This is a genomic window from Nostoc sp. DSM 114167 (genome assembly GCF_052692655.1).
The window spans coordinates 5,834,189-5,857,898 of record NZ_CP195116.1 but is presented as its reverse complement, the minus strand read 5'-3'; the positions used below and the strand labels follow the sequence as shown (position 1 = coordinate 5,857,898).

At 43.1% G+C, this 23,710-nt stretch carries 24 protein-coding genes; 4 read left to right on the top strand and 20 right to left on the bottom strand.

All coding sequences use genetic code 11. The features are described 5' to 3' along the window. Positions 1 to 128: 128 nt before the first annotated feature. The 3 genes from NSTC731_RS24910 to NSTC731_RS24900 form a co-directional block, all read right to left on the bottom strand. Positions 129 to 1,445, bottom strand: a complete 1,317-nt coding sequence (locus tag NSTC731_RS24910; protein ID WP_445627265.1) for a Gfo/Idh/MocA family protein — start codon at positions 1,443 to 1,445, stop codon at positions 129 to 131. Between the two features lie 245 nt (positions 1,446 to 1,690). Further along, entirely contained in the window at positions 1,691 to 2,386 is a 696-nt protein-coding gene (locus NSTC731_RS24905; protein ID WP_445627264.1) for a DUF4142 domain-containing protein, read from the bottom strand. Positions 2,387 to 2,524: 138 nt separating this feature from the next. Continuing rightward, positions 2,525 to 2,677 (bottom strand): twin-arginine translocation signal domain-containing protein, encoded by a 153-nt coding sequence (locus NSTC731_RS24900; protein ID WP_445627263.1) that lies wholly within the window; start codon positions 2,675 to 2,677, stop codon positions 2,525 to 2,527. Positions 2,678 to 3,270: 593 nt separating this feature from the next. Between NSTC731_RS24900 and NSTC731_RS24895 the strand changes: the two genes are divergently transcribed. Beyond that, the gene (locus NSTC731_RS24895; RefSeq protein ID WP_445627262.1) at positions 3,271 to 3,843 is read left to right on the top strand and encodes a DUF3611 family protein; all 573 of its coding nucleotides are present in this window, start codon (positions 3,271 to 3,273) and stop codon (positions 3,841 to 3,843) included. A gap of 141 nt (positions 3,844 to 3,984) precedes the next feature. Here NSTC731_RS24895 and NSTC731_RS24890 read toward each other — a convergent pair whose 3' ends face one another. Continuing rightward, positions 3,985 to 4,110 carry a hypothetical protein gene (locus NSTC731_RS24890; protein ID WP_445627261.1) on the bottom strand — a complete coding sequence of 42 codons (126 nt, stop codon included), beginning with the start codon at positions 4,108 to 4,110 and terminating at the stop codon, positions 3,985 to 3,987. A gap of 51 nt (positions 4,111 to 4,161) precedes the next feature. Next, a complete protein-coding gene (locus NSTC731_RS24885; RefSeq protein WP_445627260.1) occupies positions 4,162 to 4,299 on the bottom strand; it encodes a hypothetical protein in 138 nt (45 codons plus the stop codon). 369 nt (positions 4,300 to 4,668) lie between these two features. Here NSTC731_RS24885 and NSTC731_RS24880 point away from each other — a divergent pair, with 369 nt between their 5' ends. Then, the gene (locus NSTC731_RS24880; RefSeq protein WP_445632166.1) at positions 4,669 to 5,040 is read left to right on the top strand and encodes a hypothetical protein; all 372 of its coding nucleotides are present in this window, start codon (positions 4,669 to 4,671) and stop codon (positions 5,038 to 5,040) included. Between the two features lie 238 nt (positions 5,041 to 5,278). Here the strand turns inward: NSTC731_RS24880 and NSTC731_RS24875 are convergent, their stop codons facing one another. From NSTC731_RS24875 to NSTC731_RS24830, 10 genes are all read right to left on the bottom strand, one after another. Then, positions 5,279 to 6,196 carry a cation diffusion facilitator family transporter gene (locus NSTC731_RS24875; RefSeq protein ID WP_445627259.1) on the bottom strand — a complete coding sequence of 306 codons (918 nt, stop codon included), beginning with the start codon at positions 6,194 to 6,196 and terminating at the stop codon, positions 5,279 to 5,281. Between the two features lie 157 nt (positions 6,197 to 6,353). Then, positions 6,354 to 8,567, bottom strand: a complete 2,214-nt coding sequence (locus NSTC731_RS24870; RefSeq protein ID WP_445627258.1) for a xanthine dehydrogenase family protein molybdopterin-binding subunit — start codon at positions 8,565 to 8,567, stop codon at positions 6,354 to 6,356. Further along, the gene (locus NSTC731_RS24865) at positions 8,564 to 9,547 is read right to left on the bottom strand and encodes an FAD binding domain-containing protein (protein WP_445627257.1); all 984 of its coding nucleotides are present in this window, start codon (positions 9,545 to 9,547) and stop codon (positions 8,564 to 8,566) included. The genes NSTC731_RS24870 and NSTC731_RS24865 overlap by 4 nt, the downstream gene beginning before the upstream one ends. Further along, a complete protein-coding gene (locus NSTC731_RS24860) occupies positions 9,534 to 10,157 on the bottom strand; it encodes a (2Fe-2S)-binding protein (protein ID WP_099103683.1) in 624 nt (207 codons plus the stop codon). The genes NSTC731_RS24865 and NSTC731_RS24860 overlap by 14 nt, the downstream gene beginning before the upstream one ends. A 678-nt stretch (positions 10,158 to 10,835) precedes the next feature. Next, positions 10,836 to 11,177 (bottom strand): cupin domain-containing protein, encoded by a 342-nt coding sequence (locus tag NSTC731_RS24855; RefSeq protein WP_445627256.1) that lies wholly within the window; start codon positions 11,175 to 11,177, stop codon positions 10,836 to 10,838. Positions 11,178 to 11,298: 121 nt separating this feature from the next. After that, positions 11,299 to 12,468 (bottom strand): zinc-dependent alcohol dehydrogenase, encoded by a 1,170-nt coding sequence (locus NSTC731_RS24850; protein WP_445627255.1) that lies wholly within the window; start codon positions 12,466 to 12,468, stop codon positions 11,299 to 11,301. A 166-nt stretch (positions 12,469 to 12,634) separates the two neighbouring features. Continuing rightward, positions 12,635 to 13,024, bottom strand: coding sequence for a hypothetical protein (locus NSTC731_RS24845; protein ID WP_445627254.1), 390 nt, complete (start codon positions 13,022 to 13,024; stop codon positions 12,635 to 12,637). A gap of 62 nt (positions 13,025 to 13,086) precedes the next feature. Continuing rightward, positions 13,087 to 14,256, bottom strand: a complete 1,170-nt coding sequence (locus NSTC731_RS24840) for a zinc-dependent alcohol dehydrogenase (protein WP_445627253.1) — start codon at positions 14,254 to 14,256, stop codon at positions 13,087 to 13,089. 100 nt (positions 14,257 to 14,356) lie between these two features. Beyond that, entirely contained in the window at positions 14,357 to 15,055 is a 699-nt protein-coding gene (locus NSTC731_RS24835) for an SRPBCC family protein (RefSeq protein WP_445627252.1), read from the bottom strand. 143 nt (positions 15,056 to 15,198) lie between these two features. Next, positions 15,199 to 16,296, bottom strand: coding sequence for a DJ-1/PfpI/YhbO family deglycase/protease (locus tag NSTC731_RS24830; RefSeq protein WP_445627251.1), 1,098 nt, complete (start codon positions 16,294 to 16,296; stop codon positions 15,199 to 15,201). A 483-nt stretch (positions 16,297 to 16,779) separates the two neighbouring features. On the opposite strand from NSTC731_RS24830, the gene NSTC731_RS24825 reads away from it, so the two are divergent. Beyond that, the gene (locus tag NSTC731_RS24825; protein ID WP_445627250.1) at positions 16,780 to 17,178 is read left to right on the top strand and encodes a DUF6335 family protein; all 399 of its coding nucleotides are present in this window, start codon (positions 16,780 to 16,782) and stop codon (positions 17,176 to 17,178) included. On the opposite strand, the gene NSTC731_RS24820 is transcribed toward NSTC731_RS24825, so the two are convergent. After that, the gene (locus tag NSTC731_RS24820; RefSeq protein WP_445627249.1) at positions 17,179 to 17,595 is read right to left on the bottom strand and encodes a response regulator; all 417 of its coding nucleotides are present in this window, start codon (positions 17,593 to 17,595) and stop codon (positions 17,179 to 17,181) included. Positions 17,596 to 18,501: 906 nt separating this feature from the next. Next, a complete protein-coding gene (locus NSTC731_RS24815; RefSeq protein WP_445627248.1) occupies positions 18,502 to 19,305 on the bottom strand; it encodes a peroxiredoxin-like family protein in 804 nt (267 codons plus the stop codon). A 264-nt stretch (positions 19,306 to 19,569) separates the two neighbouring features. Here NSTC731_RS24815 and NSTC731_RS24810 point away from each other — a divergent pair, with 264 nt between their 5' ends. Further along, on the top strand, positions 19,570 to 19,767 hold the full coding sequence (locus tag NSTC731_RS24810; protein WP_445627247.1) for an NblA/ycf18 family protein: 198 nt from the start codon (positions 19,570 to 19,572) through the stop codon (positions 19,765 to 19,767). A 520-nt stretch (positions 19,768 to 20,287) separates the two neighbouring features. Here the strand turns inward: NSTC731_RS24810 and NSTC731_RS24805 are convergent. The 3 genes from NSTC731_RS24805 to NSTC731_RS24795 all read right to left on the bottom strand — a co-directional run bounded on the left by NSTC731_RS24805 (position 20,288) and on the right by NSTC731_RS24795 (position 23,369). After that, on the bottom strand, positions 20,288 to 20,722 hold the full coding sequence (locus NSTC731_RS24805) for a GFA family protein (protein ID WP_445627246.1): 435 nt from the start codon (positions 20,720 to 20,722) through the stop codon (positions 20,288 to 20,290). Positions 20,723 to 20,971: 249 nt separating this feature from the next. Then, complete coding sequence (locus NSTC731_RS24800) at positions 20,972 to 21,340, bottom strand: hypothetical protein (RefSeq protein ID WP_445627245.1); 369 nt, start codon at positions 21,338 to 21,340, stop codon at positions 20,972 to 20,974. A gap of 418 nt (positions 21,341 to 21,758) precedes the next feature. Further along, positions 21,759 to 23,369, bottom strand: a complete 1,611-nt coding sequence (locus NSTC731_RS24795) for an acyl--CoA ligase family protein (RefSeq protein WP_445627244.1) — start codon at positions 23,367 to 23,369, stop codon at positions 21,759 to 21,761. Positions 23,370 to 23,710: the final 341 nt, after the last annotated feature.

The following is a 23,710-nucleotide window of genomic DNA, read 5'->3' as shown; positions in this document are numbered from 1 at the left end:
CTTGTGCTCTTGAGCAGGGGAGCAGGGGAGCAGGGGAGCAGAGGAGAGTTCTTGTACAAGTTCTTTCCCCTCTGCCTCTGAAGCACCTCTGCACTCAAGCTTGTGAGAAATGCGGGGGTATGCACATATTACTTCAGCATTCGAGGAGCGGGGCCACGAGTGGTATCTAATCCTGACACACGAGGTAAGGTAATCGTTTTACCTGTTTGTGCCGCTTCGTAAATCAACGCCATTAGTTTTTGGTCTTGCAAACCTTCTTCACCAGGCGTATGGGGTTGTTTATTCTGAATCACACAATCTGCCATGTGATCGATTTCTAAGGCAAACTGATTCTTCTCGCCTATGCGCACTTCGCTAATATTTTCTGCCATGCTGTTGGTTGGCGATTTGCGCGAAATCATCATTCGCAAACCGTTGTAGGAGAACGCCGGATCGAGTTGTCCCCAAGCATCAGAGCCGAAAACGCGAAACCGACGCCCTTCGTGAAAGCCGTAGCTAGTGGAGCAAATCCCTAGTATGCCACTGGGAAACCGCAACTGGAAGGTGACACTTTCTTCAACTTCTTTGAAGCGCGGATCGCCAGGAGTGCTGAAGATTTGGGCGCTAATTGCGATCGGTTCCTCTCCTGTTAAATAGCGAGTTGCATTCAAGCAATAAATTCCTACATCCGGTAAGGAGCCACCTCCAGCTAAGGCGCGTTTCAATCGCCACTGATTTAAGTCACCTCCCTGGTTTTGTCCGTTATCTGCCTGAATCACCTTCACAGTTCCCAATTCTTTGCTACGGATCATCCCAATCATGGCGCGATGGTGCGGCTCATATTGGCAGCGATAAGCAATCATTAACTTGCGATTCGCTTGTTTGCACGCGTCGATCATCTGTTGAGCATCTTCGACTGTGGTTGCCATTGGCTTTTCACACAAAATATGCTTTCCAGCTTTTGCACCCCGCACCGTATATTCCCGGTGCATACTGTTAGGCAGTACAATATAAATCACATCAACGTCTGGATTGTTGCGGAGATTGTCGTAATTCTGATAGTTGTAAACGTTCTGCGGTTTAATGCCATACTGCTGGGCAACAAGATTTGCTTTGGCAGCATCACCACTAACTAATGCAGTTGGCTTTGCTAGTTTACATTCTGCAAACGCAGGCATGATTTCTTCTAATGTCAGTCTGCCAAGTCCAACGATCGCAAATCCCAAACGTCGCTCTGGAGGTAATGCAGTTGGTGGGCCACCTGTATCAACCTCAGTTTTTTCTGAGATGGGCGCAAACTTAATCTGAGGCGGCAACTCGCCTCCGCGGGGAGTGGCTTGTGCTGTTGGCTGTTGGGCAGTAACCTCTTCGCCCATACTACCAATTGCGGCGGCTGAAACGGCTCCTAATCCAGTTGTAGTCAGAATCTGACGACGAGAAATTTTTCCTTTAAACAATTTAGACATCGTGGTTCCTTAAAATTCTTCTTAATAATTAAATTTTGGGCTGACAGCAGTTTTCATGTATTTGAACCACATCTCTCGTCGTTGCACATCATTGCTCATTGGTCAATTTAAGCTCAAACGTTTGTCCCACATACGCTTTACGCCACTCCTGCTCTACAAAACGCTACGCGTAGCTTGCTTCTTTGCAAGAGTACGCGCAGCCGATATAAAGAGAAAGAAGAAATGCTTAACTGAACTCTATTGCCTTACGGGGTAGTGGTTGGAGTTGGGGTGCTAGTTGGAGTTGAGGTGTTAGTTGGAGTTGGGGTGCTAGTTGAACTTCCAGGATTAATAAGGGAACGAACTTCTTGCAAGTGGTCTTGGAGAATTGGTAGAGTTTGACCGGCAAATGTTTTCACGTCTGCATCTTGTCCTTGTTCAGCTTCAGTTTGAAATAGAGAGACATCTTTTTCATGATCTTGAAGCATCTGATTCAAATATTGGCGATCGAACCTAGCACCAGAAAGTTTGGATAAACGTTGCTTTACTTGCTGATTTTTGGTGCCAATAGTAGTTGGCAGCGTGATACCTTTTTGAGTCGCTAACTGTTTGAGTTGATTATTTGCCAGGGTATGATCTTGAACCATACGCTGTCCATACTGTTTTACCGCATCGCTAGTTCCACGTTGTGATGCTAGTTGTCCTAGTTGGACTTCTGCTAAACCACCTTGAGCGGCTTCAGTTATGAACTTTCTGTCTGCCGAACTAAGGTTATTTTGCCCTGATGGAGTTGGTGAGGTAGTTGGTGATACAGTTGGGGATGGACTCTCAGTTCCTTGTACAGGTACAGCAGCTGGAACTTCAGATGTAGTCTGGTCGTGCGGAGTAGTCGGTGTGCAACCAGTCGCCAGAGATAAAGCGATCGCTACCATACCAGTAGAAAATATTTTGAAATTGGACATAATTAGTGTTCTCCTTGGATAAAGTTATATTTTGAAACGTTGAATGAAAAACTAAGCGCGATCGCACAGTTGAGTAAACTACAAACAAAGCCGATTAATGTGAAGCAGATGCCGCTGGTGCAAATTGTGTAAATGGATTCAAGATTTCTCGATTGAATGCAGGGATATTATCTGGTTGAGTTCTGTTTGGGCGAGGAGTGGTTGCAAAAATCCTTCCGAAACTGCAAGTCCTGCTGCCACTAATCCCGAAGCAGAAGCAGTTTTTAACAAGCTGCGTCTACTGATTTCCATAATTGTCTCCTACAAGCACCAACAGGAATGAGCCGTATATTATCACTGCTAGCTAATGCAGAGACTCTAGCTAAGGTGTGCTTTTAAATATATTCCGCAAGATGCATTCACAATACAAGCCGATGCATTCTTAATGCAAATAGATGCATTCATAATGCAAGTTGATGTATTCCTAATGCAAGCCAATGCATTTACAAGGGTGAACGAAAAAAGGTGTGGGAGAATAGTTAGTGGGCGTTATCCGCTAACTATGCTCAAGGTGCTGGGTATAGTGACTTTGGCACTACCGCAGACAATAGAGTAAAATCCGCATTTCTCACAAGCTTGAGGGAAGGGGCAGAGGGGCAGAGGGGAAAGAACTTGTACAATAACTCTCCTCTGCTCCCTGCCCCCTGCCCCCTGCCCCCTGCCCCCTGCCCCCTGCTCCCTGCCCTCTGCCCCCTGCCCCCTGCCCCCTGCTCCCTGCACAAGCACAGACCTTGAGCATCGGTGAGAAATCCGGGTAAAAGCCTTCTTCGATAAGTATCTACGTAGGCAGCGCGTAGAGGTTTCGATTGCAACGATCAATTGGCGTAAGTTTTAGGAGAACAAAGATGACAAATGACCTAAATTCATACTTACCTGTACCAACCAAACGAAAATTTGCAGCCACTTTCGGTGTAGTAAGACCAATTAGCTTTTGGGTACAGTTAGCATTAGGCACTGTTTCTATCTTGGCTTTGTTACTGGCTATATTTAGCCGTAACGTCGCTGCCCAAACAACGACAAATTCGGTTATGGGTTTTGGAGTATTTTTGGGCATTATTGGAATTTTAGTGCTGTGTTTCCGACTCTACTGGATGAACCGCTACAGGCGTTTAAACAAACTTTTACAGTTGCCTAATCGAGAATTACATCCAAGTAAACAGGATGTAATTCAAGTATTACAAATTGGGCTAATTGTTAGTTTTATAGGGCTATTTTTAGCTTTTCTAGCATCTGAAGTGACTGTTATTGCTGTATTAGCGAAAACGCTAGCTCTGCCTCAAACAATAGGAGTCTATAGACCTGAAAATGTCATTCGGTCTCTAGATATTTTTGTGGTTTTGGCCAATGTCAATCTGATTGGCGCTCACTTTGTCGGAGGCGCTACTTCACTTGGGCTGCTTAACTGGTTAGAGCAATAGTCACCAAAGCAAAAAGTCAGTTGCGATGGCGTAACCGCCTGCTGGAAGGGATCGCAAGTTAATCAACTTAATTGAGTTTAGAAATTAGCGATCGCCAATCGCATGATTGAGGTTTCATCGTTTCGGCGATGCCTACGGTAGTCACTGAGCGTAGTCGAAGTGCTGGCTACGCTTACGCATTCGCAGTATTCGGCGTTGCAGTTTATGAGAGATGCGATCGCTCCTTATTCTATCTTTACTTTGCGCTCTTTGCGGTTCGATTTTCATGCCCCCTCATATCTAAAGTACAGTAAAGAATAGAGCGTAGGGGTAGCCTGTTTATGTACTTGACACTACTTTGCGGGGCGCTAAAAAGCCAAGGACGATCGCTACTAAGAACAATGCTGGAACATCACTAAACAGGTGTCCCTGTTCAACAGGGTCAAAAACTGCATAATTTTTTGATTGTATTCCCACTAGTGACACTTCAGCTTTAGAGTGTTAGAAATTTTAATGCTCCTCGTGGTTTTTAGTGTCGTCTTACGGTTTTGTAATTGCATCGGTCTGCAATGCCAATACATCGGTCTGTTATGTTAATACATCGGTCTGTTATGCCAATACATCGGTCTGTTATGCCAATACATCGGTCTGTTATGCCAATACATCGGTCTGTTATGTTAATACATCGGTCTGTTATGCCAATACATCGGTCTGTTATGCCAATACATCGGTCTGTTATCTTAAACTATCCTTTCTAACCTTGCCCTATCTGAAAATTTCATCTTACTGATAGCTTTTTTTGTTGTAATGGGTACATTAAATGTACAACTTACTAAGTATGCAGATATGCCTCCCCAAAATACAACAAACCGTTTGCGTCCTCAACTGATTAGTCAAGATATTGACTCATTCCACGGTTTACAAACCGTCAGCACTTACAATACAACTCGTGCTGATGCCTCGGCTGCTAATTTACAGGAAGCTTATCAAGCAATGTTGATTTCTCAACAAACCGAAACCGAGAAACTAGCTTTATACCGTGCTGCTGCTGATGCTGCGCGATTAGCAGAGTGGGAATTTCATAATGCCGTATTAGCGATGAAAGAAGTTGTACGCGGGCAATATGGCTCAGATAGCGATCAAGCCCAAGCTGTGGGACTGAAGAAAAAATCAGACCGCAAGCGTCCTTCGCGGAAAAAGACAGTTGCGATCGCGTAACTACCTGCTGGAAGCGATCGCAAGTTAATCAACTTGATTGAGTTTAAAAATTAGCGATGCCTACGCATTTGCAGTATTCGGCATTGTAGTTTATGTAAAGATGCGATCGGCAGCAATTAATCTCTTATTTCATATAGCGGTCGCCAGGTAGGTTAGGACATAAACTGAATATAGAACCAGACACCAAGAGACTTTCAACCCTGTCCTCTGTCACCTGTTCCCTGTCCCCTGCTATATCTTACATTTGCTGATTGCTCGAACGCTCTAACTCCAAATCTTCCCAAGAAACTGGATCTTCTACAGGTTCTAGATGAGTTGTAACGTGGGTTGAAGGTAGCACACGAACAATAGCCAGCTCAATTGCTTCGCATAAATCATGCCCTTGTTGCACTGTCCAAGATCCAGGCACAAGAACATGAAAGGAGACAAAGCGGCGGGTTCCAGCAGTGCGGGTTCGCAAGGCATGAAACTGGATGTCTTGACCTTGATACTCGTTAAGGATGCTCTTGATTGCGTCAATTTCTTTTTTAGGCAAAGCTGCATCCAGTAAGGCGCTACTGGTTTCTTGCAGTAAACGAAATCCTGTCCAAGTAATATTTGCTGCTACTATCAGGGCGACAATTGGATCGAGTACGAGAGTGCCTGTTACTTTGACGAGAAAGATTCCAACTACTACACCAGCCGAAGTTACCACATCGGTAAACAGATGGTGAGCATCAGCTCTGAGTGTAATGGAACGCAACCGTCGCCCTGCTCGTAGCAAGATAAAGGCAACAACGCCGTTGATTGCGGTTGCAAATAAGGAGAGTGCCAACCCCAATCCCAGCTGTGTTAATGGTTCTGGATGCAGCAAGCGCCCCCAAGCTTCAACAGCAATGCTAATGGCTGCCACTATAATCAACGCACCTTCTGCACCACTGGAGAAGTATTCGGCTTTAGAATGCCCAAAGGCGTGTTCGGCATCGGCTGGTTTCTCAGCATAGGTCAATGCCCAGAGAGCAACCAATGCTGCCACGAGATTTACAATTGATTCAATAGCATCTGAGAGCAAACCTATTGACCCGGTTAGCAGGTAAGCGCCAAATTTTAGGGCAATAGTGATGATTGCTGCTGCAATCGATAAGAAAGCGTAGGATCGGGCTGTTCGACTACTCATCTCGGTCGCGGACGTAATTACAGTGATTCCGAGATAAGAGTACCAAATTTTACTTGACTGGTCATCAATCTTGAGTCTTCTACTGATTGGTATTTTAATACGCTATAAATTCAAGACGCGATAAATCGCGTCTCTACAAGTGTTGCGATCGCCATATTTACAGCAGTTTGTCTAAGGTAATTGGCAAATCGCGGATGCGCTTACCTGTGGCATGATAGACAGCGTTAGCGATCGCTGCCGCAGTGCCGGTAATGCCAATTTCACCAATTCCTTTGACACCAAGCGGGTTGATATGTGGATCGCGTTCATCGACAAACAACACCTGAATATCGGGAACGTCTGCATTCACTGGTACGTGATACTCAGCTAAATCATGGTTGACAACGCGTCCTAGATTGGGGTCTGTTACTGTGTGTTCCATTAGCGCCATGCCAATACCATAAATAATCCCACCAATCAGCTGACTGTTGGCTGTTTTAGCATTGAGGATGCGTCCAACGCCAAAAGTTCCCACCCAGCGCGATATTCGCACTTCGCCCAAATCAGGCTCAACGCGTACTTCGGCAAACTGCGCTCCAAATGAGTGCATTGAGAACTTTTCTTGTTCTTCTCCCAGCTTGGCATCTGCACGCGCTTCAATCATTTTCTTTCCATGCCGTGCCAAGATTGCCTGATATGTTTCGCTGGCAGAGGATTTATTCTTTAAGAAAAAGCTGCCATTTTCGGCAATCACATCCTCAGCATTTGAACTATAAAGGGGTGATTTTCGATCGGCAAGTGCTAGTTGCAAAAGCTGACTGCGAGCTTGATTTCCCGCTAAATGCACGGCTGAACTGACACTGGCGGCGGTTTGCGAACCACCAGAAACGGGGGTTTGTGGCATCTTGGTATCGCCTAGTTCAAACCGAACTTTCTCAACTGGTAAACCGAGTGCTTCAGCTGCAACTTGAGTCATCACAGTATAAGTTCCCGTACCAATATCTTGCGAACCGCTCTGTACAACGGCTGTACCGTCTGCCATAATTCGGGCGATCGCTGATGCTGGAGAACGGTTAGTAGGATAAGTAGCTGTCGCCATCCCCCAACCAATTAAATAGTTGCCATCTCGCATCGAACGAGGCTGAGGATTGCGCTTTTGCCAGCCAAACTTTTCTGCTCCTAATTTGTAGCACTGGATGAGTGACTTGCTCGACCAAGGCAGTCCTTTACTAGGATCGACATCAGCATGGTTACGCAAACGCAGTTCCACCGGATCGATATTAAGTGCATAAGCTAGTTCGTCCATTGCCGATTCTAAAGCGAACGACCCAGAAGCTTCGCCTGGGGCGCGCATAAAGGTAGGTGTTCCTTGATCGATCTGAACCAGATGGTGGCTAGTTTCGATATTTGGGCTAGCGTAAAGCATCCGGGCGCTTTTACCAACAGGTTCGATAAATTCATCGAAAGTTGAAGTTTGCGAAATCCCGGTGTGTCGCAGAGCAGTCAATTTGCCATCGCGGGTTGCACCTAAAGAAACCTGTTGAATTGTCTCCGGTCGAAAGCCCACAGGCCCATACATCTGTATGCGTCCCAAAACTAATTTCACTGGGCGATTAACCTGCCGTGCTGCCATCGCCGCTATTGGCACATGCGACCAAGCCGATCCTTTGCAACCGAAGCCACCGCCCACAAAGTAAGACATAATGCGGACTTTCTCAGGCTCAATTCCTAATACCCCTGCAACTTTTTGTTGAGCCTGAAAGATTCCCTGAGTTGCGTCATACAGCAGCAGCTCGTCCCCTTGCCAAACTGCTGTTGTGGCATGAGGCTCCATCGGATTGTGATTTTCTACTGGGGTGGTATAGGTTTGCTCGACGCGGACAGCCGCCGCCGCTAGTCCCTGGTTGACATTGCCATGCGCTAAATCGGGCGGTTCCTCTCTAGGGATTTTACCTTTAGGCAAGTATGCCTTAGTGAGATTTTCCCGCATATTGATGGTTGGTTTCTCTTCGTCATAGCGGACTTGCACTAGCGAAGCAGCATACATTGCTCGTTCAAAGGTATCGGCAACCACAACACCAATATGCTGACCGCTATACAGGACAATGTTATCTTGCAGCACTTGCAGCTTGCGACCGCCGCCCTTTTCTCCAGAAGCTTTGGGCGCGTTCAGGTGGGTAATTACTGCTAATACGCCCGGTACTTGTTCCGCCGCCTTGGTATCGATTTGGGCAATTTTACCTTTGGCGATCGCACTTTGAATTGTCACGCCATAAGTCATTTTTGCGATCGGAAACTCAGCCGCGTAACGTGCGCCACCAGTCACCTTCAGGTATCCATCAACTCGATTTAGCGGTTTGCCGACAACTGTATTTTTATCCCCAGTATTCATGCCATCCCTCCCACCGTTGTCAGCGCTTTCACAATTGTGCGTTTAGTCAGTTCGACTTTAAAGCCGTTGTATTTTTGAGGTTTAGCTCCAGCGATCGCAGCGTCCGCGGCTGCTTGAAATGTTGCCTGGTTTGCAGGCTTGTTCAAAAGTGCTTTTTCTGCTTCCAAGGCACGCCAGGGCTTTGTGCCCACGCCACCTAGTGCAATGCGTGCCGAGCGAATAATTCCATTTTGAATATCTAATGCTGCCGCAACCGATGTCATTGCAAAAGCATAGGAAGCGCGATCGCGGACTTTTAAATAGTGCGATCGCCTTGCGAAGTTTAAAGCAGGTAAATCAACGGCAACAATTAACTCTCCGTGTTCTAGAACCGTCTCTCTTTCTGGAGTTTCGCCAGGTAGAAGATGAAAATCTACCAACGGAATACTGCGCTCTCCTCTCGGCCCGCGTGTTTGCACAACGGCATCGAGTGCCACCATTGCCACCGCCATATCAGAAGGATGGGTGGCAATACAGCGATCGCTACCGCCAAGAATCGCATGAATGCGGTTATAACCCTCAATTGCCGCACAACCTGAACCGGGAACGCGCTTGTTACAGGGCATTGAAGTATCGCGGAAGTAGTAACACCGGGTACGTTGCAGCAAATTTCCGCCTACTGTTGCCATGTTTCGCAGTTGCGGTGATGCCCCAGACAGCAATGCCTCTGATAGCATCGGATAACGCTCTTGAATGAGCGGATTATAAGCAACATCGCTATTGCTTGCTGTTGCTCCAATCCGCACACCGTTACCCTGTACTTCTATCTTGCTCAGTGGGAGTGGGTTAATGTCAACCAACTCTCTTGGGTTCTGGACATTCAGCTTCATCAAATCGATGAGGCTAGTACCACCAGCTAGGTACGAGGCTTGGGCATCTGGAGTAACCAACGCCACAGCATTTTCTGCCTGTCCTGCTTTTTTATAGCTAAACGGCTGCATCTTTTTTTCCCTCTAAGACATCGCGGACAGCAGCCACGATGTTTGGATAAGCACCGCAACGGCAGATATTGCCGCTCATGAGTTCGCGAATGTCGGCATCTGACTTGGCGTGTCCCTCGTTCACCAAACCCACTGCCGAACAAATCTGTCCTGGCGTGCAGTAGCCGCACTGAAACGCATCGCGGGACAGAAACGCGGCTTGCATCGGATGCAGATTATTTCCTTGTTCCAACCCTTCAATAGTTGTGATTTTTGCGTCGGTGTGCATAATTGCAAATGTCAGGCACGAATTAATTCGTTGTCCATCAACCAGTACCGTGCAAGCACCACACTGACCATGATCGCAACCTTTTTTAGTACCAATTAATCCTAGATATTCCCGAAGTGCATCAAGTAAGGTAACACGCGGTTCAATCTGTAAACTATGTGGTGTTCCATTCACTTGTAGCGTCACCTTCACAGTTTCAGAAGTGGAAGTTGCCAACATAGGAGTAGTTTTTTTTACTTGAGTTTCTGCTACCGCTTTCTCTACAAAATTAGCGATCGTCGCCGCTACTGTGCTGAAGACCATCAATTGACCCAGCTTGCGGCGTCTTAAGACAAACCTCATTTGTTCGCTCCATTCTGTTTTTGTTAAAAATATTGAGTAATTATCTCTACTGAAATTATTGATAGAAAACCAGGCTTGCCAAAAAGCATTTTCTCTAAAAAGACATTGTTAATAGAATACAATTTCGTCTTGTTATGTCTCTCTATCAGAAGATTTATGCCATAAGTATTACTTATAATTTTCCAAATAGAATTAATATCAAGTCCGGGTAATTAGTTATGATTCCCCCAGTCATTGCACCCCACCCTAACCCTCACGCCACTTGACGGCAGTTGCTCCACTTGGGGAGACCCCAGACGCTCGCGGACTCGCTAACGCTACGCTATCGCCCTTGGCGTCTCCCCTTGGGAGAAGACCGCATTGCCTCCTCCACTTGGGGAAACCCCAGACGCTCGCGGACTCGCTAACGCTACGCTATCGCCCTTGGCGTCTCCCCTTGGGAGAAGACCGCAGTGGCTCCCCGATATATTGGGGAGGGAACTAGAGATTTCTTGTTTCCCTCCTTAGAAAGGGGGGATTAAGGGGGTAGAAATGTGATAAAATCCAGCCAAACACTTTAAAACAACCTCTAAGCTGCAAAGCACAGTAAAAAGGAGAACAATATTCTTGTTCCCCTACGAATGCTTTATATTCCATGTCATTGAAAGCGGCTATAGGTTTTTAGGGAGCGATCGCAAATCAGTTTTCGTCTCGCCCGTGAACTTGAGCAGGTGGACTAGTTGCTTCAACAGCAGTAAATGATTCTAAAATTTTATAGGTGTGACTAGCTCCTTTTGCTACTACCCAAGAACTCCCAGGTTCTAGTAAAATCGTTTGCCCTTCAATATGCAATTCTGCACGACCAGCAATTACATAACCAACAGTTTCATATTCCCGTGCTGTTGGCTCTTTAGGTTCGTTCGGTTCCTCATTTTCCCATAGGCGCATAGAAATGGTTTTGCCAGATGCAAGATATTTCTGACCGAGTTGGCCTTTAGGGGAATGGCTAGAGTCTACTTTGATAACGGTTGTATCAGACATATTTTCTGCCTCTTTCTACTTTTAAACTTTGATTATTTAATCAAACATCGAAGGTTAGGTATTAGCTATTGGAGAGTAAAGATTAAGCATTAGACATTGAAAAACTATTCCCTATTCCCCATTACGGTTTGAGTACAACTTTGATACAGTTATCTTTCTTGTGCTTAAAAATCTCGTAACCGTGGGGCGCTTGTTCTAGAGGTAAAGTATGGGTGATAATAAAAGTTGGATCGATTTCACCGTTTTGGATGTGTTCTAGCAAAGGTTTTAGATACTTGTGGACATGGGTTTGTCCCATTTTGAAGGTTAATGCCTTGTTCATGGCAGCACCCATTGGGATTTTATCTAAAAAGCCACCGTACACACCCGCAAGTGATACGTGACCACCTTTAGCAGCAGATACTATTACTTGCCGTAATGCTGTCGGCCGGTCTGTTTCTAAACGTACTGCTTGCTTTACCTGGTCGTACATCGCCATAAAATCTGTGCCGTGTGCCTCCATTCCCACTGCATCAATGCAAGCATCGGGGCCGCGACCGCCAGTCATTTCTTTGAGTGCTTCGCCAATATTCACTTCTTCGTAGTTGAGAACTTCTGCTTTGCCGTATTCTTTAGCCATTTGCAAACGTTCGGGAACGCGGTCAAAAGCGATTACCCGTTCTGCACCTAGCATATATGCGCTTTTGATGGCGAATTGTCCGACTGGGCCACAACCCCAAACGGCGACAATATCCCCAGGTTTGATGTTGCAGTTCTCGGCTGCCATGTAGCCTGTGGGAAAAATATCTGTTAGAAATAGTACTTGCTCATCCGTTAAACCATCGGGAATTTTGAACAAGCCTACATCGGCAAAAGGTACTCTTGCATACTCTGCTTGACCGCCAGCGTAACCGCCGAATAAATGAGAGTAGCCAAATAGACCTGCTGGCGAATGTCCCATTTGTTTTTCTACTAACCAAGCATTGGGGTTAGAGTTATCGCACAACGACCATAAATCCCGATTGCAGAAAAAGCAGTTACCGCAAGAGATGGTGAAGGGAACAACGACGCGATCGCCTACGTTCACATTTTTAACTGCACTTCCCAGTTCTACGACTTCCCCCATGAATTCATGACCAAGGATATCGCCCTTTTGCATGGTAGGAATGTAGCCGTCATAAATATGCAAATCTGAACCACAAATTGCCGTCGAAGTAATTTTAACAATGGCATCGCGTGGGTTAAGAATTTTGGGGTCGGGAACTGTATCTACCCGCACATCGTTTGCTCCATGCCAGCAAACTGCTTTCATAATATTTAGTCCTTAGTTATAATTCCTGGCTCGTTCGTATTAAGATAAATCCAGGATTTATCTTAATTTTGAGACGCGATAATAACTATCGCGTCTCAGTAACCGCTAAAAAGTTATTCAAGTATTCGACTCAAGATTTGTTAACCGTTTAGCTGCTATCTCTGATTTAGTTACTAGAAGGAGTGCGATAATAACCTTCTCTACTTCCTTCATATGATGAAGTTTTATCTGCGCTTCTATTTGTACTAGGATCGAAAAACTCTTTTGTAGCTTCAGGAGGTTTTTCATCCAAGTTTAATTTTTCGCGGATATTATCAACAGCACCTTTTATTGGATTTTGTGATTTTTGGGTATTATTGATTTGGGTATCGTTTCTAATTTCACCTTGCTCATTTGGCGCTCCTTTGTAATAAATACCCTCTGGAGTTTTTAAATCAGCTAGTGCTATGTTAGTGTAGCTAAAAGCCTGACCCAGTAAGAACATAAATCCTACGAGGAAAACTACAACGATTTGGGAAATGCGAATATTTTGCAGCCATGAAATTACTCGATTCATAAAAAACCTCAATTAGATTATGTTAGGTGTACAATTCAAAACACTGAATGACTATTCCCCATTCAGGGTTTAAGAACAACTTTGATACAGTTGTCTTTTTTTTGTTGAAAGATGTGGTAGGCGTGGGGTGCTTGTTCTAAAGGCAATTGATGGGTGACAACAAAAGATGGATCGAGTTTTCCATCCAAAATCATCTGCAATAACGAATGCATATATTTTTGTCCATGCATTTGTCCCATCCTAAAGGTTAGACCCTTATTAAAGGCTGCACCCAATGGTATTTTGTCTACAAAACCACCATAAACACCCATAATTGAAAGAGTCCCGCCTTTACGACAGGCGACCATCATTTCCCGCAAAACATGGGGACGGTCGGTTTCCAATCTGAGCTTTTGTTTTGTCTGGTCGTAGAAGTCTTCTAAACCAACACCATGTGCTTCTAACCCCACTGCATCGATGCAAGCATCGGGGCCACGACCACCAGTCATCTCTTTCAACGCTTCGCCAGCATTAACTTCTTCGTAGTTAATCACTTCTGCTTTGGCAAACTTTTTCGCCATTTCCAGGCGTTCGGGAAAGCGATCTATAGCGATCACTTTTTCGGCTCCCATCATGTAGGCGCTAATCATGGCAAACTGTCCAACAGCACCGCAACCCCAAACGGCTACAGTATCACCCGGTTGGATATCGCATAACTCTGCACCCATATAACCTGTGGGGATAGCGTCGGAGATGAATAACAACATCTCATCCGGCAAATCTGGCGGAACTTTGACGACACCCACATCAGCAAAGGGTACACGGATATATTCTGCTTGTGCCCCTGCATAACCACCTAACATGTGGGAGTAGCCATAAATAGCTGAGGTGATATTGCCAAATAATTTTTCTTGAATCCAACCGTTGGGATTGGAATTATCGCACAATGACCACATATCACGTTGGCAATAATGGCAATTACCACAGCCAATTGTGGAAGGAACAACAACGCGATCGCCTATTTTTAAATTGTTGACTCCTCTACCAACTTCCACGACTTCTCCCATGAATTCGTGACCAATAATGTCACCCTGTTGCACTGTGGGAATATAGCCGCCATAAATATGTAGATCGGAGCCACAAATCGCCGTGGAAGTAATTTTAATAATTGCATCACGCGGGTTAAGAATTGTCGGATCTGGTACCGACTGTACCCGCACATCATTAGCACCGTTCCAGCAGACTGCTTTCATAATTATTAGTCCTTAGTCATTAGTCATTAGTCATTAGTCATTAGTCATTAGTCATTCGCTTTAAACAAAGGACAAATGACAAAGGACAAAGAACAAATAACTAGCTACGTCCAGAGGGTTGCCCTTCGGTGGTGGCAATTTCGCCTGCTTCCATTAGCATTTTGAAGCGGCGCAATTCATCACCAATTTGCTGTTCTGGTTCTTCGCCAAAAAGTTTAGCTACGGTAGCTGCCAATGCTCCACCGGGGGGGTTATACTCTAAAACAACCTTGACTTCCGTGCCGCGATCGCCTGGTGCTTTTTTAAAGCGAACAAAACCAGAATTATCAACATCTGCACCTTCTACAGAAGCCCAAGAAATAAATTCATTTTCTCGGTCTTCGAGAATATCTGCATCCCATTCCACGCTGTTACCCAAGGGTGCATTGGCTATCCAGTGAGAACGTTTTTCGTTATACACTTTGACAGACTTGAGATGCTTCATAAATGTGGGCAAGTTCTCAAAGTTATGCCAAAAACGATACAATTCTTCTGCCGATTTATTAATTGTTACCGTCTTTTCAACTTTGATGGGTTGGTTTATCCCGATTGCTTCCTGTGCTTGCTGGATTGTACTTTGTTTAGTTGCACCTTGATAAATCAAACCACCACCAGCCAATGCCGTCAGCGCTCCCCGCAATGAACCTTGCCTTAAACCCATCAGTACCATAGCGCCGCCACCGATGAGAGATGCCCAACGCTCTACTTCACTAGCTTCAGGCTGGTTTGTACTTAATTTATCCCCTGATGTTGAGGCCACTTTTTTATATCTCCATCACAGTAAATTTCCCACAGAGGCACAAATACTCTCTTTTTTCTATCTCTGGGTTCTTGTTTAGAAGACGCTACGTGTAGCTTGCTTCTTTGTAAGAATATGCGCCTCTGCGGTTTGTTCAAAAAACCTTACATTGACACAGCAGCTCCTGTAGTCGGCTTAGGAGGCTGAATCTGAGTGCTTATCCGCGTCCGATACAACTCTACTAATCGCTGTTCGTATTTCGATAAATCGTGGTAAATTTCTTTGAAAATAGCTGTTGCTACTGGGTCAGTGTACATTGCACACAAATTGCCAATATCGCCGATACCAGTTTGCACATCCCCCAATGCAGAACGTAACTGATATATATCGTCACTTCCTGTCAAGGCAGTTTTTACCTTGGCATACTGATTAGCAATATTTGCTCCTAAAGACGGTTTTTCACCCAATAACTGAAGATAAGTTTCCAGTTTTTGAATGTGGCGCTGTTTATTAGCAATTATTTCTTGAAATACTGATTTTACTTCGCTATCTGATTCCTTTTCAAAGTAGTTTTCAAATGTTTCTAGCGAATAACGTTCACCAGTAAGGGCAGTATTTAAACCTTTGGTGATTTCACCTTTAGTTGAGCCACCCCAAGCATCAGCCAGCTTCCACCATTCAACACTTGTGTCTTTTTCATTTGGTAATGCCGCATCTTTGCCACCATAACCCAAACGACTTAATATAGCTGTGGTAAAAATTGGCAAGTCTCCAGGTTCGCGAGATGTAATCAAATTCCCATCAACTACCAATGGCTCATCTAGATATTTTGCGCCTGCGTTAATCATGTCTTTGGCAATAGCGTTAAAGCCAGTGGCTTGTTTACCTTTGAGCAAGTCGCCTTCAATTAAAACTTGTGGCCCGTGACAAACAGCAGCGACTAATTTTCCTTGTTGGATAGCTTCTTGGACAAAACGTACTGTGTTGATGTTCCGCCGCATTCTATCGGGAGCCATCCCACCGGGAATCACCACTGCGTCGAATTGGGCTGCGATCGCTTCCGTTGTGGTACCGTCGGCTTCTATACTAAGTTTGCCTTGTTTACCCTTATATTTTTCATTCATTCGGGAACCAAGGACTACTACCTCTATTCCTGCTTGTTTTAATCCATTATATGGAACTGTAAATTCTGCATCCTCTACTGCTTGTTCAATGAGGATAGCAACTTTTTTCTTGCCGGAGTTATTGTTTTGTTCAGTCATAAAATGGGATTAGGTTTTTACTTCTCTAGTCTTTCAACTAACTACAACAAAAGTTAAACAGACAGATTAGTTTTTTAATAAATAATTTTGAATTACTTATCAATCATATTATCTGCCTTCACTACTCAAATAAGTTTGAGTGTTTAATTGTTTGTTTAGCATTTATGTATTTAAAAAGTATGAACACGAGTTAAATGCTAAACTTAGTCATCAAAATTTAATTTTTGTTTGCCTATTTTTGCCAAACAAGAAATAGTTATGAGTGAAAAGTTCGCCAATGAATAATTTCGGTTTGATAACTTTTCACTCATAACTTCAACTACAAGTTCCTTGACCATGAATTCATAGCTACAATCTTATGGTGCGATCGCTAGTTTTGCGTCGTACCCAGGAAATAGATTATTTTCTTAGCTATACACCTCTAGTTAGACAAATTTGTAACGGAAAAACGTTATTCTGATAATGCAGAAAAGGGCTAGTATCATGGCAGAAAAAAATCATCCTGACAAAATTAAAACCAATGATTTGCCACAAGAGATTACTGAATCCTACGGTACTGGTGTGAAAGACTTGCCAGGATACAATATTGGCGGACGCTCAATAAAAGTAGAAAGAGACGAGTACACAGAAACTAGTCCTGAACTGACTGGTGGGGATGTTGATGCTTATTGGCAAGATGCAGATGCAGTTGGAGATGAAGCTGTTGGTGGTAGTACTTCCACTCCCGATCAAAATGTCACAGAGGACTTAGAAGCAGCAGTGGGGCTAGAAATGGCTGATTCTGAATTTCTGCATACCAACGATATTTTAGAGGATCGTGATGGCGATCGCTGGGAGTTAGATCCAAAGTCTTCTGAAGATTATCAAGACCGAAGAGAATAATTACCAATTACAAGAAGCAACCAAATTAGCCACGATCTCAACTAGTTCTTCTGGAGCGATCGGTTTAGATACATGAGTGTCAAAGCCAGCTTCCAAAGCACGGATACGAGCCTCACTATCAGCAAAGGCTGTTAAAGCAATAGCCGGGACTCGTCCACATTTATTTGCTTTAAGCGCACGAAATTTGGAGATGAAAGTGTAGCCATCTTCCCCAGGCAACCCGATATCACTAATTAAAACATCGGGTTGCAATTCAGACAATACATTGCGTGCATCTGCTGCTGATATCACTGCTATAACTGTTGCTCCATCCATTTCCAAGACAGTAGTGATAAAAAAGCGAGTATCGTCATCATCCTCAACGACTAAGATATCTAAACCAGTAAGAGTTCCAGAAGTTTGCATAATAAATGACATTTTATCTATCCTTACTTGCTATATGCGTAATTCGTAATTAAGAGAGTACAGAGCAAGCAGTGATTACAACTACGAATTACGTTAGCGAGTCCGTAAGCGTCATTATCAATTACGAATTATTTTTTACACCCATTAGAGCTTCTTTTAGAGCAGATTTTAGATTTACAAAAGTAGATTGATATGCTCGGAATGTTGATGAGATACCGAAGCAGGCTCTTTTAATAAGAAATGATTTAACACCATGATTTCAAACATATAGCTTGATGGTTACTACTCCTTTATCTATTTTCCTACTGGAAGACCACTTCGTACAAATGAAATTCAAGCGTCTTTAGAAAGTCTTTACTTATCTCAATTTTCAGCATAATTCAGAATTAATGAGTCAAAACTCATTCTGAATACTGATTGACAAAATGCGCTTTATCTTATTATACTCTCACCGATGCCCCATACTACAGTCGGTTTGTATCCCAACAAACTACTTGTCTTCTTTAACCGAAGATTGGGTTATCAGTCTTCTCGATTCAGCATCAATCGCCTGATAATAATATTTCCTTATTTGATTTTGCGATGCCTTGCATCCGACGATTGTGACCTCCCACCAGCAATTAGGAGAAACCGATTTGTCTTTGTCTTTGCATATTTAGACGATTTCACAAAGCGTTTAGAGATGGTAACAAATGGATGTCTGACGCCAATAACTAAAACTAACTGGTTTATCAGTTCTTCTTTGGATCTGTAACTATCGTCAGGAAAATCATATTGGGGAATAGATGCAAGCTCAGGATAAAATAGTGAGGTTACGATTGATCGGGATAGAACACTTTATTTAAGCATACAAAAAAAGCCAATAATCTTATTGAAGAGGTTTTCAAATATGTTGATACTGTAAAACTACAGCAGAGATTAAAATTGATTCCCAAGCCCAGCTAATTCCGTTTCGATCGAGGATAAAAATGATAGGGGACGACTCATATTACTAGCAAAACCTAGAATTCCTGGATCTCGATGTTCGTAAAGTAACTGGCCTTTGGTATCAAACAGAAAAGTTCCACCACGCTGAGTTAAGTAAGCAGAATTAGGTACATAAGTATGCCAATTGCTGAGAACTTCAACCATATTCCGTAGCCGTAGAGTAGCCAATTCAAAGGGACGTTGAAACCCACTTCCGCCAGCTAATTGGAAAAACGAGCCTTTAAAAGCAGGTAGAGGAGTACCTTGAATAATTTCATCATCTTCAATGAGTTGAGGAGCTTGACGATCTCCCCTGTATCCCCGAAAAACTTCTCTTAGTGTTCCAGGACTTCCAAAGCCTGCACACATTAACACTAGATTTAGCCAAGCTTTCTGAGCAGGAGAAAGTCCAGGGAAAGAAAAATTGAGACCTGAATAAAGTTTGAGTTGGTGATGTAGTTCTCCATCAGGTTCAACAAATAAATTTTCCGGTGGAAATCCTGTATATTCACAAAATCTTATTCCAGAGGCGCGATTACCAATTCCCACTGCACGAATAGCGAGTTTTTCATCTGACAATTTTTTAGCTTCGCGCTGTAACCACCACGCATATTCAAGACTATCAAAATCCCCAAGTTGGGGCCAGACTAAAACAAGGATATATGAGGCAGGCTCGCAATTTTCTAGTAGGGGGCGGGTTATGCCATCACTAACACGCTGAAGTCCTGTCTGATTAAGGATAGTGTAAGGATTCATTACAAATGATTACTCGGATATTTAGGGTATCAGTGACACAGGATGTACTAAAGCATTAATATGCCATCATCTCAGATTTGTGAATATTTTGTTATACTAGTTAACAGAAGTTCATATTTAGTTTGATACTGCTAACTAAGGCAATACCCAGTAGGTCGCTTGATGAGTGTATTACTGCTAACAGCAGCTAGGTATGAAACCTTCTTCTCAAGATTGTCAACATTGACCCTTTAGTTTTCGCCTAGTTGGGCGATCGATCCTGCGATGAATCAACCCATTACATTATCTTTAGAACAAGAATTTCGCCTTAGAACTTTTGCAGACGTTGTGCAACAAATGTCCCGCGAACAAGCTCAAGAGTTTTTGCTTATGCTCTATAAGCAGATGATAATCCGGGAAACGACTTATCAAGAATTGCTCAAACATCAGTGGGAACTTGATTCAGACTCAATTTTGGGCTAAAGCATACAAGCCAATAAATGTTTTAAATTTTTAGCAGCGACAAAGAAATATTGGTAGAAATCCTGTGTCGCTGCCAGCTTGGGAGAGTCCTGGAATACACTAGCAGAAATCCTTAGACTTCTTGGCATTTGTCGGGAAAAGGCTCTGTATTAGACTTCTTGCAGAAGTGGGGAAAAGGGGAAAGCGGCTCATAAAAACCCTTTTCCTTTCTCCCCTCTTGCAAAAGTTACTTTTGCAAGAGGTCTATTGTCCTTTTTCCCTTTAACCTTTACCCTTTTCCCCTTCTTGTAAAAAGCACAAATGCCAAGAGGTCTCTTTTGTACTCCAATTGACTTGATGTCTGCGTAAAAGTGACCTTACAACAGTTTTCATGTATTTGAACCACACCTGTCGGGCGCAAGGCCTTGCGCCCCTAGCGCGTGGTCTATTTATCTGAAAATAGCTGTAAGGCATTTACCAAGGCTTTCCTGACAATAATTGCTCAGACAATCACAGATATGCTAAAAAGTAACTCCAATCTTTACTGCTGTGATTGCGGTGCAAACTGTGCAAATACCTCCGCCCCTGTTAGGTTCTTGGTTTCATTGGCAAAACAGTAATATTTGGGCTTTTCATCTATGAATATCTGACGATGGAAAACAAGACCTTCACAGCTATCGAATAGTCCAACGGGTATGAAATACTGGTTATTTTGTTTAAATTTGTAAAATAGATGGCTACCACACTTCTTACAGAATCCACGCTCTGCCCATTCTGAAGATTGATAAACTTCGATATATTCTTCACCAGAGAAGCTAACATCATCACTTTCGCACTCAACTACTAACAAAGGTCCTCCACCCCAGTTGCGACACATACTACAATGACATGCTTCTACCTGATTACTCATACGGGTTGTAGAAACGTTTACTACTCCGCACAGGCAGCTACCTTTTGCAATGCTCACATTAGACATATTTTTTCTCTGCTCCCAAAAATGCGCTTCAATTTGACATTCTTTTTTGTTTTATGCTGGAAGTATCTGCACTATTGAGTTTAGAGGCTGATACAACTAATCTAGTCGCTTCTTGACGCTGATTTAAATCAACATTGATGTTACATCTCCAATTTAAAAATATTGGAGTTTTGCGTCGATCGCGTGGAGTGTAACTCAATGGATGGGCTGAGGTACGAAGCCCATCTACCGTGCTTGAGTACAAACGTCTTATTTGAGTTTGCAGCTTGCGGTAAGTTCTAGATTGTAGAAAGTCCCTGGTTTGGGATTAATTGAACGCAACTGCTGGATAAAAGCATTAAATGTTGTATTGCTGATTCCGAAGCCAGCTTCAGCACAAGCAGATAAACCTCCTTCGATGGGAATAGATCCAGCCCTGGGACTATATACAATGAATTTATCGACGGTACTAGTGCCGACAGCAGACCCGATAACCTGACGAACTGTTCGCAAAGCAGCATTATCTAAGGAACCACCAATACTGCCAATACTGATATTAACGGCACGACTTTCAGCCACAGCCGGCGCACTAATCGACAATATTGCCCCCACAATCATCAAACAGCTGAACTTCTTCATTTTTCTCTCCTCCAAAAAATTGAAAAACTAATAATTAGGTTTCGACATGGATGAAGTACATCAGAGACTTTACCATGTAAGGTTTTCAGACACTAGGGTGTGTGTAAACTACAAAATCTATGATTCTGAACTTTTGGGGATTACTTCAGCATTAGGTCTTTCGTTTTCTGAAAAATGTTAATTTCTTAAAAATTCTTTATAAAATTGCCTTTGCAGACCCTAGCTGTCTAATTGGTGTTGGTTACAGGAAAGCTGAAAAAACATCTAGCAACAACCATCCCAGCATGAGACTGACTAACTCAATCTCAATCTAGAACAGACTAGCGCTGTCGAATCCTTGCCTGATTCGCAACTTCAGCCGCTTATATCCTTCAATAACAATATCAGGTAAACTTGGCAGTGAATTTAGATATCGCAACTAACTGCCATAAATCCTCTTTTCATAACCTATCCATTCTTTTTCTCGTAAAAGATACTTTTGAATTTTACCAGTACTAGTTTTTGGCAGAGTAGTAAATTCAATTGTCGTAGGGCATTTAAAAGCAGCAATTCGATCGCGGCAGAATTGGATTAATTCTTGTGCTGTAACTTGCGCGTTTTCTTTGAGGGTAACAAAAGCTTTTGGCACTTCACCACGCTTGGCATGAGGTACAGCAATAACTGCACATTCTAACACGGCTTCATGGCGGTAAAGACATTGTTCAACTTCAATACTAGAGACATTTTCCCCATTTGTAATGATGATATCTTTCATGCGATCGCGCACCTCAATATAACCGTCAGGGTGCATTACTGCTAAATCACCGCTATGAAACCATCCTCCTCTAAATACCCTTTCAGTTGCTTCTGGGTCATTATAATAGCCTGTCATCACCATATTTCCCCGCATCACCACTTCCCCCATTGTTTCACCGTCCGCCGGGACATCATTCATATTTCGATCTATAACTCGCAAACCATCTGCACCGATATAAGGTACGCCTTGGCGTGCTACAAGTTTTGCTTGTTTTTCAATATTTAAATTATTCCAATCTGATTGATATTCACAAACACTATATGGGCCATAAACTTCTGTTAAACCATAAACGTGAATAATTTTTGCGCCAATTTTAGTAAGTTTTTCAATTAATATTGGTGATGGTGGTGCGCCTGCTGTAGTGATAGTTAGAGGTTTTGCTAATAATTGCGGACAGTCTGGATGATTGAGGAGAGAAATTAAAATTACAGGTGCAGCATTTAAATGAGTTACTCCTTCTTGTTGAATTAACTTCCAGATATTACCAGGGTTAAACTTACGCAAACAAATATGAGTACCACCAATAGCAGTTACCGCCCAAGTAAAACACCAACCATTGCAGTGAAACATCGGCAGAGTCCATAAATAAACCGAGTTAGGTGTTAGTGTTGTTTCAATTATTTCTCCTAAAGAGTTAATATATGCACCGCGATGAGAATACATTACACCTTTGGGTTTACCAGAAGTTCCACTAGTGTAATTAATAGAAATCGTATCCATTTCATCTGTAATTACCCAAGGCAAAGGAGTAGGATTACCAGTTTGGATAAATGCTTCATAATCCTCTCCATTTATTGGTTCAAATCCTTGATTATCGCTGATATTGATTATATACTTAACAGTTTTGAGACTATTTTGAATAGGTCGAATTATATTTGTTAACTCTGTATCAATAAAAAGAAATTTAGCACCGCAATCATTTAAGATATAAGCAACCTCCTGGGAAGCCAAACGAGTATTAATAGATACTAAAATACCACCTATTAAAGGCACAGCAAAATGGGCTTCTAGCATGGGTGGAGTATTGAAACAAAAAAAAGCGACGCGATCGCCTTTTTCAAGTCCAGCATGATGCAGTGCTGAGGCTAGACAATTGATCCGCTCTGCAAATTCCCTGTAAGTGAAGCGTTTTTGATTATATATAATAGAAACTTTATGACTATAGACTTTCGCATTACGTCGAATAAAAGTTAGAGGTGTGAGAAAGCTGCGGTCAACTGCTTCAGGATTCATGGCTAATGCTAACAGTAATTATTTACTGCATGAGCATACCATACGGTCATAAAGCACTACATGATTTTTACAGTACTTAGTTACTGCGATCGCATTCAATTAGACTAGACTCAGAGGCAGGCTCAGTCTACCTTGAGATTCTGGTTACTTGCAAATGGTACGCACTCAAGGTTTTTTCTCACAGAGATGCCAGTATCATTTTTACGATGGTGACTGCGTTTATTATGGCTTTGTTCCAGTGTTGATGATGAATTAAAAAGTTTAAATTATACAATTAACATCCGGAAAACCAAGGTGGAGTGAGGAAACAATAGTGAAGATATGATTGTAAATTTCTTTGA